Source organism: Pedobacter metabolipauper (assembly GCF_004362715.1).
In the GTDB taxonomy this organism is placed as follows: Bacteria; Bacteroidota; Bacteroidia; order Sphingobacteriales; family Sphingobacteriaceae; genus Pedobacter; species Pedobacter metabolipauper.
The window spans coordinates 119687-132358 of sequence record NZ_SNYC01000003.1 but is presented as its reverse complement, the minus strand read 5'-3'; the positions used below and the strand labels follow the sequence as shown (position 1 = coordinate 132358).

Annotated in this window: 10 protein-coding genes and 1 pseudogene; 3 read left to right on the top strand and 8 right to left on the bottom strand. The window is 35.8% G+C overall.

The features are described from left to right. Window positions 1-35: 35 nt before the first annotated feature. Window positions 36-1691: an amidohydrolase family protein gene (locus ATK78_RS00640; protein WP_133574137.1), complete on the bottom strand. Its 1656-nt coding sequence runs from the start codon at window positions 1689-1691 to the stop codon at window positions 36-38. Window positions 1692-1863: 172 nt separating this feature from the next. Between ATK78_RS00640 and ATK78_RS00635 the strand changes: the two genes are divergently transcribed. From ATK78_RS00635 to ATK78_RS00625, 3 genes are all read left to right on the top strand, one after another. Further along, window positions 1864-2820, top strand: a complete 957-nt coding sequence (locus ATK78_RS00635; protein WP_133574136.1) for a helix-turn-helix domain-containing protein — start codon at window positions 1864-1866, stop codon at window positions 2818-2820. Between the two features lie 350 nt (window positions 2821-3170). After that, complete coding sequence (locus ATK78_RS00630) at window positions 3171-4097, top strand: SDR family oxidoreductase (protein ID WP_133574135.1); 927 nt, start codon at window positions 3171-3173, stop codon at window positions 4095-4097. Between the two features lie 357 nt (window positions 4098-4454). Further along, complete coding sequence (locus tag ATK78_RS00625) at window positions 4455-5543, top strand: MBL fold metallo-hydrolase (RefSeq protein WP_208112278.1); 1089 nt, start codon at window positions 4455-4457, stop codon at window positions 5541-5543. 962 nt (window positions 5544-6505) lie between these two features. On the opposite strand, the gene ATK78_RS00620 is transcribed toward ATK78_RS00625, so the two are convergent. The 7 genes and pseudogenes from ATK78_RS00620 to ATK78_RS00595 all read right to left on the bottom strand — a co-directional run bounded on the left by ATK78_RS00620 (window position 6506) and on the right by ATK78_RS00595 (window position 12671). Next, window positions 6506-6799, bottom strand: a complete 294-nt coding sequence (locus ATK78_RS00620; protein ID WP_133574134.1) for a hypothetical protein — start codon at window positions 6797-6799, stop codon at window positions 6506-6508. Between the two features lie 42 nt (window positions 6800-6841). Next, window positions 6842-7069 (bottom strand): annotated as a pseudogene (locus ATK78_RS23095) (DUF7003 family protein); the annotation flags it as partial. Window positions 7070-7253: 184 nt separating this feature from the next. After that, a complete protein-coding gene (locus tag ATK78_RS00615; protein WP_133574133.1) occupies window positions 7254-8255 on the bottom strand; it encodes a DUF6896 domain-containing protein in 1002 nt (333 codons plus the stop codon). Between the two features lie 95 nt (window positions 8256-8350). Beyond that, entirely contained in the window at window positions 8351-8887 is a 537-nt protein-coding gene (locus tag ATK78_RS00610) for a hypothetical protein (RefSeq protein WP_133574132.1), read from the bottom strand. Continuing rightward, window positions 8860-9831 carry an HTH domain-containing protein gene (locus tag ATK78_RS00605; protein WP_133574131.1) on the bottom strand — a complete coding sequence of 324 codons (972 nt, stop codon included), beginning with the start codon at window positions 9829-9831 and terminating at the stop codon, window positions 8860-8862. The genes ATK78_RS00610 and ATK78_RS00605 overlap by 28 nt, the downstream gene beginning before the upstream one ends. A 264-nt stretch (window positions 9832-10095) precedes the next feature. Next, window positions 10096-10713: a hypothetical protein gene (locus tag ATK78_RS00600; RefSeq protein ID WP_133574130.1), complete on the bottom strand. Its 618-nt coding sequence runs from the start codon at window positions 10711-10713 to the stop codon at window positions 10096-10098. A gap of 77 nt (window positions 10714-10790) precedes the next feature. Next, a complete protein-coding gene (locus ATK78_RS00595; RefSeq protein ID WP_133574129.1) occupies window positions 10791-12671 on the bottom strand; it encodes a phosphotransferase in 1881 nt (626 codons plus the stop codon). Window position 12672: the final 1 nt, after the last annotated feature.

The window sequence follows — 12672 nt, the reverse complement described above, 5'->3', positions numbered from 1 at the left end:
AAAATAGTCTGGCATTGCGCTGTTCTATCACTTATTTACTTTAACATTTTCAATGCTTTTGTTTTTAAATCGGCTAATTCTTCTTTGCTGTAAAAATAACCGTTACGTATTACTGCGTTAATCTTACGCAAATGCCGTATGTCTTCCAGCGGATTGGCATCAAGAAGTACCAGGTCTGCAATTTTATTTTGCTCTACGGTACCCATATCAGCTGTGCGGCCTATAAATTCTGCGGCATTAGTTGTTGCTGTTTGTAAAATGTGTAGTGGGGACAAACCTGCTTTGGCAAACTCTTCAAACTCAAGCTGCAGCGCATTGCCGTTTTGGTCATCCGTGCCTGCCAGAAGTTTTATACCCATGGTATCATATATTTTCACAAGCTTTAACTGAAGATTATACGCATTTATTAGTATTTCCTTTCGCTCGGGAGTTAATTCCTTTTCAAATTTTTCGGTAACCTCTTTGTGTTTTTGCTCTCTTTTTGCATTGTCATAGCTATAACCTGGCTCCATTTTTATTTCCGGTAAGAAGGCCAGTTGGTATTGTCGTAAATGAGACACTGTAGGACACTGCCAGGTGCCGTTGGCCAGATATCTCCTCGCGTTTTTCCTTGCTTTGGCCTCGCTGAAAGTACGAACGATACGGCTGATTCGTTGATATTCTTTGTCGGAGGTTCCAACCGCCGGGTTCATTAAGGTTTTCTGCAATAGTTTCATAGACAACTTATCCATAAAGGCAGGCAGGTAATGTAGTATTGCAGGTTCCTTAGGCGCCATATTTCTCAAATCAGATTCTTCTGTAGAGCAAGCGGTCAATTCTCCATAATTTAGTCCCAGATGCTCCATGCTCCTGAACCCTGAGTCTGAGGCCGCGATCATATTCGCATCTGCAGTGACGTGTCCCAGTACTGGAATCCCGATGCGTTTTCCTTCAGATAAAGTTGCAAAGAAGATATTGGGAGATAGCATTCCTATTTTTATAAAATCAGCCCCTTCAGCTTTTTGTTGGCGTACATTTCTCTGTGCTGCTTTTATGTTATGCGTATTTACTGGTGTTAATACACTGCCAGGCATCCCAAACATAGCCGGTTGCTGTTCTTGAATGGAGAGTCCGTGTTCTTTTCTAAGCTTTAAAAGTTCTGATGATCCACTCATTTGGCGAAAGCCGGTAATTCCGTTCGTTAACATGAGCGCCATATTTTCTGATGGGTTCGGGTAGTCAATTACATGCATGTGCATATTTATTAGCCCGGGGATAACATACTTGCCAGATGCTTCAACTACCTGCACATGCTGTGGAGGAGCTACCTGCCCGGTTGGCGATATCTTACGAATTTCGCCATCAGCAAGCAAAATATCCATGTTCTGCAGAAGTTTTCCAGTTTTTGTGTCGACGATGGTCACGTTTTTGATCAGGATTGGCTGGCGGGTAGGATGCCTGGACCACAGTGAACTGTTAGCTAATAGGTTAAGTGGCTTAATATTGTCACCCGAATTCACAACGAAATAAGCTACTGTACCGAAAATCAATATCAGCGCGGCTATTACTGCGGTAATTTTCAAAATATATTTCATAATTGTTAGCTGAAGTAAACCGTGGCAGTAAGTAGCCTTTTGGTTTCTGCTTAAAGACATTGTAGGATAGTCCAATGTTATGCTGCACTGTTCCGCCTGGTTTTGTTTAATATACATGGTTTAATTTCGTTTGTTTAACATATGGCTTTAAGATATACTTTGGTTTTAAATAGATGGGGATATTTAAGTGATAGAAGGAACCGATCGTTTTGGGAATAACGCAAATTTATTGAACTTAAATAGATAAAAATAACTACTTTAGACATAAAAATAATCCAATACGGTTCATATGAATATTAATATCTCAGGATCTAACAATGACCTGGATGCTGTGGCTAAAGTGATTGGAACCACAATTGAAGATGATACCATCGTTATTCCCGACGGTTTAGGAAGTGGTTATATCAAACGGTTCGACTTTTCTTCGTCTATGAAGATGATCATCGTTCGCTGCGTTCTATACGAGTTGGTAACTTTTGAACGTCATTCCGTGGAGAAAGAAGAAATAATCAGCTTTGGATTTCGTAATGTGTTTCATGATCGCCCTGAAGACAGTAATTTTATAAAACAATTACCATCTGTGTTTGTGTCCCAAACAGCTTTTAAAATTGAATTTATATATCCTGCCAATACCTATATTGATTTAATAATTATCATTATTGATGTCAGCTTATTAAAAAAGATGCTCTATGCTGACGAAAGTATGATTTCGCAGCTACAACCCATCTTTTCAATGGATAAACCTTTTCATTTTGAAGAGATCTTACCAGTGGAAATAAAAGTGATCGGCAACCAGCTGCAAAAAGTGCAGACAACTGACCCCCTCAGTCTCTTTTACTGCAGAGTTAAAGCGGAAGAGATGATTTATTTATTTTTTCAGGTCTTATTAAAAAGAAAAGATATTTTCAATTATCCATTTAACAATGAGGATGTAAAAGTGATTTACGATATAAGAGGACTTCTAATCCAGAATTTTAGCGAGTCACCAAACTTATCAGAGCTGGCCAGATCTGCGTGTATGAGCGAGAGCAAAATGAAAAAGCTCTTTAAACAAATATTTGGTAAAAGTATTTACAACTATTATCAATATTTCAGAATGATGGAAGCGGCATACCTAATCAGAGAGAAAAAATTTTCCGTTTCGCAGGCTGGACATCATGTTGGTTTTACCAGTCTTAGCCATTTTACCAAGGTTTTTGAAGAACATCTTGGTCAAAAGCCCAAGCGATATTCGAAAGGCATCTAAAACCGGATTTTAACATCGAATACTTCCATCTCCTTATTGTCTTACTGTTTCAAAGAAATGTATACCAGCGATATATACCAATAAAGGCCGGGTTTTATTTGTTGTTCAGTAATCAGAGGTTCTATTATACATGAACGATAAGCTTTTAAGGTTACCCAACAGGCTCAACAAAACTGAAAATTAGCTGAATGTTGTACAAGCCCTCCATGAAGTGGTCGATTACCCATGAAATAAACTGGCAAATCATCAATGTCTTCGTCAATACATTACTTTGTACTACAACAATACGACTTTTGGCTACATCTGTCCTATAATTGCAGCCCATCTTTGCATTAAGAAAAACAATTTAAATGCAAAACGGAACTAAAAATTGGACAGTTGCTGATATTCCTCCAAGAAACGGTGGTTTAGCTGTCATTACGGGCAGTACGGAAGGAATTGGATATGAAGATGCATTGGCATTGTCATCTTCAGGGTGGAATGTAATAATGATGGGGCGTAACGCGCAAAAAGGGGCTGAGTCAATTGCTAAAATTCATCAGATTGACCCTAATGCAAAAGTGAGTTTTGAAAAAATAGACCTTGCTAACCTATCGTCAGTCAAAGCCTTTGCTTCAAGAATGATTTCAAACGGGCAAGCCATAGATCTTCTGATCAATAATGCGGGTGTAATGACACCGCCCAAACGGCTCGAAACGGCTGATGGGTTTGAGTTACAGTTCGGCACAAACCATCTTGGTCACTTTGCATTGACAGCACAACTTCTTCCATTATTACGTAAATCATCTGATGCCCGTGTTGTAACCGTTTCAAGCATAGCAAATCGTGAAGGGATCATCAACTTTGATGATCTTCAATCAGAATCATCGTACGCTCCAGGGAAAGCATACAGTCAGGCAAAACTTGCGAACCTGATGTTTGCTTTAGAACTTCAGCGAAAAAGTGAAAAGCATGGCTGGGGTATACTGAGTATGGCTACCCATCCAGGTGTTTCCCGGACAAATCTACTTATTACCGGTGCAGGGCGATGGAGTGCCGCAGGAATGGCGAGAACTTTTCTACCGTTTTTATTCCAGCCATCTGCACAGGGAGCCTTGCCAACACTATATGCAGCCACTTCTCCAGAGGCTAAAGGTGGTTTCTATTATGGGCCGGATAAAATGATGGAGACCCGGGGCTATCCATCTGCCGCAAAAATACCGTCACAGGCGGAGGACTTAAAAGTTTCTTTAAAATTATGGGAGCTATCGCAAGCACTAGCCAAAGTTGAATTTTAGCCCTTCCGTTTCTACGCGCTATCTACAACACAAAGATATTTCCAAATCGTCCATCTCCGTACTCGAATTAAAAAAACAAAAACAGATCCGGCACCTTACGCAAGTGTGGGTATCTCATTTAACCCGTTTTCAAAAGGCAATAAGTAACTATGCAATTGGTATAATTGTACAACATCTGCTTACAGAACGTATATTAGATCCAGGTCTACCAATAACAAATTAGGTAAGGGGTAAAAACGATATCACAGCATTCTAAAGCATACAAAACGGCGGTGGAGCGCACAATATCAAGTTGAAAGCGTTTGCTGTTGGTATTGGTCTGGCTGAAATATCCCTTAAAATTTAAAGATAAAATAGATGAACAAGAGCGCGTTTTTAATATCAGCTGCATTGGCGGCAACAATTATGATATCCTGTAAGATATTCAGAGCGCCTTCACCAGAAGTGCCCGTTGTGGTCTCCCGAATTAGCAACCCGGATTTGAAAACCATTCTGCCATCTTGGAAAGGTACTCCTCTGGATAAAAAGAGACGTTTCATGAACCACGAATTTCCGGGCACGCAAAGTTTTGGTGATGCTTTAAAATGGATGTTTGAAAAAAATCCACAGAAGCAAACTAAGAAAAACGATACCTGGCAAATGCAGGTGGTGAAAGATGACAGCTTCCTCCATACAAAAGAGGATGTGATCGTATTGCTGGGGCACTCCACGTTTTTTATTCGTTTAAATGGTAAGCAAATCTTAATTGACCCTATTTTTGGTAAGCTTTCGTTGCATACCCGTTATACAGAATTCCCAATCGAAACGGCCAAATTAAAGAATATCGATTATGTATTGATTTCGCATTCCCATTACGACCATTGCGACAAGTCCAGTTTAAAAATTATTCAAAGTCAGAATCCTGCTGCGATATTCCTTGCGGGATTAAACATGAAAAGTTTACTAAGCAAATGGGTCGGGAATCATAAAGTGCAGGAGGCTGGCTGGTATCAGCAATATAAGCTCGATGATGATATAGATATTATCTTTTTACCTGCAAGACACAGTTCAAGACGCTCTATCAACGATGTCAACGAACGTTTGTGGGGTGCTTTCGTTTTAAAAAGCAAGCGGAAAACAATCTATTACGGAGGCGATTCCGGATATGGAAGTCACTACAAGGAAGCGGGCAAACTGTTTCCCGATATAGATGTTGCTCTGATTGGGGTTGGTGCATACTCGCCACGGTGGTTTATGTCGCCCAACCATCAGGATCCCCAGCAAGCTGTTCAGGCATTCAATGATACCCGGGCAAAAATGATGGTTCCGTTTCATTACGGCACTTTTGATATGGCAGATGAACCTTTATCAGAATCAGAGACTATTCTAGGCATATTGGCTAAAGAAAAAAAAGTAAATCAAAGATTAAAAATAGTAAAGCCTGGAGAAACCGTTACACCAGATTAACTGGTTTTCATGTTAGGTCGAGCTGCGATAAACTTTCATTCAGACTTCTTATGAAACACATCGATGGCAAAAAGAGGAAACTGTCATCAACACCATTATTGACAATATCCGAAACGAGTACAGTTCCAATATTGATAAGTTTCTCTTATTTTCTTAGCAGTTGCAAAGTCATCAGTAAACGTTGTAGTGAATTTAATATCTGATTAAAAAGGATTTAGATAAAACAAAAAAGAAATCGGGGTGGCAGGATGTTTTTTTCACCTTTAAAATATTGATTTATAATCACTTATCAAGATAAAAAATAAAATGGGCACCTAATTGGGCACATATCGTTAGATACGTTTCGGCACAATTTGGCTTGTTTATTTTATCTGTTTTTGATGTTTCAATGAACTTATAGTACAAATATAATCAATTTGATTTTATTATACAAGTTCCTTTTAATCAATAAGATGTAGAAATAATTTGCTATTCTATTTCTCTATACAGTGTTATATTAACTAATAAAGCCCTTGGTTCATCGCCAAGGGCAGTCAAAGATTAAGGGCTAATGATTAAACTAGTTCAGTCTAATGCAATGAGAACATTTAGCTTTACCGCCAGTTCCTTGGCGCAAATTTTCTTTTTCAATGTTGTTACCTTCTGTACACTTGTTGTTGTCGTGGTAAACATTTTGTTTAATTGAATGAAATGCAGCTACTTTTGTCATAATGATTTATTAATAAATGAAATGTAAAAAACTTCATTTCTCACTACAAATGAATACGGGTAACCGTAAAAACGAACTTTATTTCTTAAATAGTAAACCTTAACAAATTCTTGCAACGGTTTGCCTACTTGGAATTCACCCTCGGTTTTCCAACCGCGGAGCCTTGGAAATTGTCACCGTAAACACCAAAGCAAAAACCTCTGGTTTTTGCAGGCCACAAATGAGCGAGGGGAATAAAGCGAAATACTTTCGCCTACTTCATCCTGTTTCCTTTTTTAAGCTGTCTTAGTTCTTTATCCGCTTTCTCTGCTTCTTCTTTTTTCTGTTTAACCGCTTCGCTAGCTACCTGAATAGCAATCTGGCGGGATTCCAATTCTTCTACTTTCATCTCCAAACTATCGGAATTTTTGTAATAAAGTGAATCGATAAACAATGTCTGTTCTGGCATCAATTGCCTAACCATCCTGAATTTAATGTCGTTATCATGCAGTGCTGATTTATTAACCAATAAGGAGTAGTTTCCCCAAAGGGAAATTGCCAACGCCATGATTGTTCCTATAAAAATCAAAAAGATACGGCCTCTGTTTGTCCGATATTGCATGTTGGATCCGGGATACGCATCAACAGGGTAGTTAACACAATCCCCGACGTAATTCAGTTCTATTTCAGCAGATGTGCCTCTATTTTGGTAGCCACTTTTTTCAAAAACGATTGCCCACCTCTCTTTGTCCGCATATAAATAAATTTTACTTCCTGCTGTTTCGAAATATCCATGTTCGAGATAAAGTTGTACTTGATATCTTCTGGGCGTCCTAATGGATAGTATTTTGAAGGTGTGCCGTTGAATGCTAAGTCTAATTGCTCTAAAATTTCATTCTGTTTTTGTCATTGTTTTCTTTGCCAACTATTCCATAGCAGGCGAAGAGAAAGATTGATATAATAGCTGTAATTCTGATCATAAACTATTAAATGATTTTTTGTCTTAATTATATCTATGAATATTACTTGATGCCAAATAGCTTTTGAAACCAGTTTCTCTCCCTATACTGCGAATTATAGCTATTTAAATTTGACCTTATCGCTTCATCAATTGCTTGTGATTCATCTAAAGTATTTTTAAAAAAGTATAGCGTTGTTGATTGATCGAGTATCGGTTTTGCGATAATTCCCTCATTTACGAGTTGGGTAAATTCTTTCTCGACTTTCCTCTTATCTTGGTAATCGGGGTATTTATTAGGTTGATTTTCTATAAAGCTTGTTAATCTCCATAAATCGAAGCCGTCATGTCGTGGTTCAGGGAACCATGCAAAATCAAAATCAACAATTTTATGTTTGAAATGTGCCTTTAAACCAATACCATGAAAGGCATAAAAGTAAAGCCCTTCTTCAATCAGCTTTCCTGTTCGTTCGTAAACACGGCTATGCCAAGCTTCCAGGATATTATCAACTTTGTATTTCTTTTTAAAAATTTGAACTGCCTTATCTGCCAAACTTTGATACTCTCTAATAATATCAATTAAAGTAATATTTTCCCTGTGACTGATATCTTTCAACTTTAGACTAGTTTTGAGCTTTTCCTGCCAGTCATATAGTCCGCCTTTATCAAATACATTTCCTTGAAGAAAGTGTTCCAAAAATTCATTTAGTGATGATGTTAAAACAATTTCTATGTCGCTAACATTAAATATTTCATAATGTCCATCTGAATTAAGCCTTAGTAACCACAAATCGGAGTTGATCATATAATCTGAAAAATAAAACCAGCTGTGAACATAATCATCTGGATCTTCCAACATATCTTCAATTGATTTCATATTGAAAATATCCTCGTTGCAATAAAATCCATTGCAAATTTTATAGAACTCAATAAAATCATGAGGCAACGGAAAACCTATTTTTCGCTGAAAGTCATCAATTTGTTGTTGACTAGCCGGTGGGTTTACTTCAATTCCATCGTTTTTATGTTTCTGTTCTATGGCAGAAATTAATTCTGTGAGGTTCATGTTACCGCATCATTTTATAAACTCAAATCTTTAAAATATTTCAATTCCCTCTTGCCTCTAAAAGATGTAAGCCAAGTCTTCTATAGAAACATTTATCAATCTTTTTTCAGAGGTCTAATATAAGTACCAAAATAGTTATTTATTAAATAGGTTTTTTCGTCCTCATTCTTGTAGCCAGTAGATGAAATATAGATTTTATAGGCCTGACATGTCCTAAACACTGTAAACTCCTCAAGACCTAATTTCTTGCTAATCAAATAGCACATCTTTATACCAGTTAAACTATCTATAGTATTTTTGTCGATATCCATTAGCACTGTTCCTGTAAAACTATCTACCCCATTAGAATCTGTTTCTTTATAACTATTGTTGAGAAAAAAGTAGTTGACCTTATATCCTTCAAATGATAATAACTTCCACTTCTTTTCAGCTTGCTTACAATTTAGGACAAAAGCTTTTTTGGCCAAAGATTTTTGGCCAAAAGTGGGATTAGGAAGAACCATCATTGCCAAGACAACAAATGTATGGAACAATGAATTTGCAAAACTTCTGTTTGTGTTGATAGAATAGTTAAATTCCATTGATGTAAATCCTAAAATAAGAGTTAATAAACTTCTTTCTCTTCTTCCCAAGGAATAAAGTTTTCTTTGCAATATACTTCAATCTCAGAATCTGTTTTAAAATAGACATCGCAGAATTCTTCAAATTCTTTTTTAGTCGCATTCAAGTATTTCTCGCTTGCACTAAGCAACGTTTCAGTCTGGCTCATAAATCTTTCAAAATCACCATTAATTTCGCAAAGTTTATCTATAGTCCTGAAGTCTAGCTCTCTATATCTTGAAACAAACAAAACATTACTTTCATAAGGATTTGACTTCAATTCTATAATTCCAATACCAAAAGATTGGCATAATCTTTCCATCTCATCTATAAGGTTCTTGCTAATATCGAAAGCAACTAAATATCCATAATTCGCCCAGCTGGAATTTGAAACTGCTTGAAAGAAATACTTCTTTAGCTCATAATCGGTTTTGATTTCTTTTTTAATTTCATATGATATCAAATTAAAAGCATCCGCCTTATTAATTAATTTCATCAGTGCATTACTGGATTTATTCTTAAGATTTAAGAAATCAATTCCAATCATATCTGGATGAATCCATTTTTGATGATCGTCCCTGCTATTTGCAGATTTTTCGTGAAATATTGTTTTACAATTTATTTCCTGACTTTTCAGATAGCTACTTAGTAGCTTATGGAGATGGCGTTCCTGATAACTTTTTATCTGGTTGCTTATTGCGGGTGCTTTCTCAGCATCAATGATCTGGGTTAAATTTATATCTTTCTCATTTTTTGTAGAGTAGTATTCGAAACCTTTTTTGCCTTTTATCCTCTTAATCCTCGAGTCATTCTGACGAATGAAATGCCCTAACTGTGCAGCTATCGTATCTCCAGGAGTTTTAGCATTTTTCCAATCTATATATTCTTTTTCATCAACCTTCTCAAGCACTTGCAGATAGGTCAGTGAGCCATTATATTCTTCTAAAACTTTTAAAATTGCTTCTTTTATGGTCATATTAAGAAATTAAAATGTAATGGTAATATTTAAACATTAAATAATACATCTTTCTTTTTATTATTAAACTGGAAATTGTGTTTTTCAATTTTTAGCGTGGCTTTTATCATTTACGGCTTCACGAATCAAACAATTTTAGCTACCCAACGAGATAGCCTTTGTAAAACGATTGTGCAAATTCATGCAGAACCCATTTGTACAAAATAAACAATGTAATTGAAAAGACAACTATAGCCAGCACGATGAAAAAATACTTCCTGCGTTTCATTTCCGAACTGGTAAAACATCAATACTAGGATTTTCATTGCTTAACGACAAAATTAAATGTAACGCTGTATTGGATGCATCAGAGCTTTTAACTTGCAAACTCGACAAAATCGCTAGCGCATTTGCCGATGGAACGTTTTTAAAAGTTTTTTCAAAATAATCTTCATCCATGCTAACGAGATGCAATTCAGTTAGCAAGCTATCCAAACTAGCATTTTTTACTTTTAGGCTTATTTTTGAAACTTGTTTATTGACCTCCATACTTGCGGATATCAGCACACCCTTTAACAAATCGGGCGTTGCTACAACTTCATAGGCTACATCTTCATCTTTATGGACTAGGGCAAGATTGCTTATGTCCTTTTTGTAGGTATCAACTAGAACATTGAGACCATAATTAGCATTGTTTATTGAATCTGCTTGGTTTACGAAAATTTTATTGTTGAGTTGTTTTATAGATGTTAATAGAGTTTTATTTGAATCGATCAATATTTGATTTGATCGTTCATTTGACTGTTGTATTGATTTGAAAGCTTTGTTGATACCACTTTTACACCCAGTTAGGGCATAGAATGTAGTTATGAGAAGTATTGAGAGTGTTATTTTTCTTATCACGTCGTTAGATTATATTTAGGCCAAAGTAAATTACTGCATTTTAAATCAATGTTTGCTAAGTCTTCAAAATTGAGTTATTATTTAGCGATGAGTTGTTTTATCCTTTGACCAATGATTTCTGCCGAATTAAGCGCATAAAGTTGATTTAAATCTGAGTACTGGACTTGCCTACATGTCATAACAAAAAGTGAAATCAAATACTCCAGTCTACTAGATGGATTTACAGATAGCCCCGAGCTACTTTTCACTCTTATTTTATTAATAATTTCGAAATAATCCTCTACATCTTTTCTTGGACAAATAGCTTGAAATGATGGATTGAAAGAATCGTCACTTGTAAGTTGATTTTCAATATTTACTAGAGTTTCTATGTCAACATAAAATGGTATATGTTTGAATTTTATACTGCACTCTAAAGCAGTGTGATCTACCAATGAATGGAGTGTGCCCGTAAATCCAAAATCAATTAAATAGATGCCATTTGAGTCAATAAAAAAATTTTCGGAATGCAAATCACCGTGACATACCTTTTTATTTGTTTCTAATTTGTATTCAAATACCTCTTTAAATGTTTTAATAAGTTCTGTGTCTTCAACTTCTTGTTCGGTTAAGCATTTGACCTTCATTACTGCCTTAATAAATTTTTCAGGAACTATAAATCGTTCATATAACTCTCTAACAGAAAACTGACCTTTTTCAATAGAAGCTTGCCACATATTGAAAGGTTGCAAATCGAACAACTTTTCAATTGTATTTGCTCGTTCAGAATAAAATTTATTTTCAGAATTTTCTAGTATAGTAGCGTAAGAAAATGAAGCCTGAACTGCATCTTTTGATGCGTAAGAATATTTCATGCCTTCCATACTGGATGTCTCCTGATAGTGAGCAGAGTCATATAAACCCGTAGCATAGTTTTCTATATGTTCCGAGTAAGCCTCCATTTCCCTTTTAATCTTTTCATTTCCATCCTTCCTTCCGAACTTAGTCACATAACGTTTAGCAATTTCATTATTAAAATTTAGTTTAGGCTTTATTTCTAATACTTTTGAACCACTCTTACCACCTTTTAGAATTTTATATTCTAATATAGGGCTGGACTTTATATGCTTAAAAAGGCTCTTCACCAATTTTTCCTCTTCATTTGAAAGATCTGCATTTGTTAAAAAAGTAGATGTTACAAATTCTATCTCTGCTAAAAAACTAGTCTTGTCGTTATTGGTGATAAAATCAGTTTTCTTAAGCTCTTCAGTCGGTTTTAATGTAATAAAGCTATAGTCATCATAGCTACTAATAATGTAATCTAAACTGGATTTAACTTCATCTAAAAAAGTTTTATCATTAATTTTCGTAGAAAGGATTAGTAAAACCGCATTGTTTTCGTTTACTGAACTTCCTTCTTCAATCTGCTTTTTGTAAACTTCTAAAGAATGGCACTCGCAGTTTTCTACGACAGATTGCAATTTCTTTTTAATCGAATGATAAAAACATTTATCATCATGTAGAATCAATGGGGCATAATGAGCTTTTTCGTTTCTCTGCAATTGGAGAAAAAAGTAGCCTTTAATTGATTTTAGTTCATCTTGTAAATGGTTAATAAGCTCAATAAAAGTTTCTTTATAACCTTTTATTTGAATGACTTCATTGTTTTGAATGGCAGATACTTTCGATATTGCTTCTACAGGAATCAATGGCTGTGGCAATGCACTCGCTTCTTGTTCTTCGACTGCTAGTTGGAAAGAGTTTAAATCTAAGAAATCAGAGCCAATTCCAAATTTAAACAGCCTGTTTTTTAGACCTTCAACATAATCATAAAAAAAATTACGCCTTGTTTTGGGAAGTGCTTTAAGTTCTTCAGCAATTTCATGAACAATTGACATATCTGGCGCTTCATTCTTAAAAGCCAATTTTTCCATTTCCTGAACCTTGGTTAGGAGAGTCTTGTTTTCTTGACTATTCATA

Coding starts and splice junctions, on each gene's coding strand:
- ATK78_RS00640 (WP_133574137.1), bottom strand. CDS start 1,691: ATGTATATTAAACAAAACCAGGCGGAACAGTGCAGCATAACATTGGAC.
- ATK78_RS00595 (WP_133574129.1), bottom strand. CDS start 12,671: ATGAATAGTCAAGAAAACAAGACTCTCCTAACCAAGGTTCAGGAAATG.
- ATK78_RS00625 (WP_208112278.1), top strand. CDS start 4,455: ATGAACAAGAGCGCGTTTTTAATATCAGCTGCATTGGCGGCAACAATT.
- ATK78_RS00615 (WP_133574133.1), bottom strand. CDS start 8,255: ATGAACCTCACAGAATTAATTTCTGCCATAGAACAGAAACATAAAAAC.
- ATK78_RS00630 (WP_133574135.1), top strand. CDS start 3,171: ATGCAAAACGGAACTAAAAATTGGACAGTTGCTGATATTCCTCCAAGA.
- ATK78_RS00620 (WP_133574134.1), bottom strand. CDS start 6,799: ATGGCGTTGGCAATTTCCCTTTGGGGAAACTACTCCTTATTGGTTAAT.
- ATK78_RS00635 (WP_133574136.1), top strand. CDS start 1,864: ATGAATATTAATATCTCAGGATCTAACAATGACCTGGATGCTGTGGCT.
- ATK78_RS00605 (WP_133574131.1), bottom strand. CDS start 9,831: ATGACCATAAAAGAAGCAATTTTAAAAGTTTTAGAAGAATATAATGGC.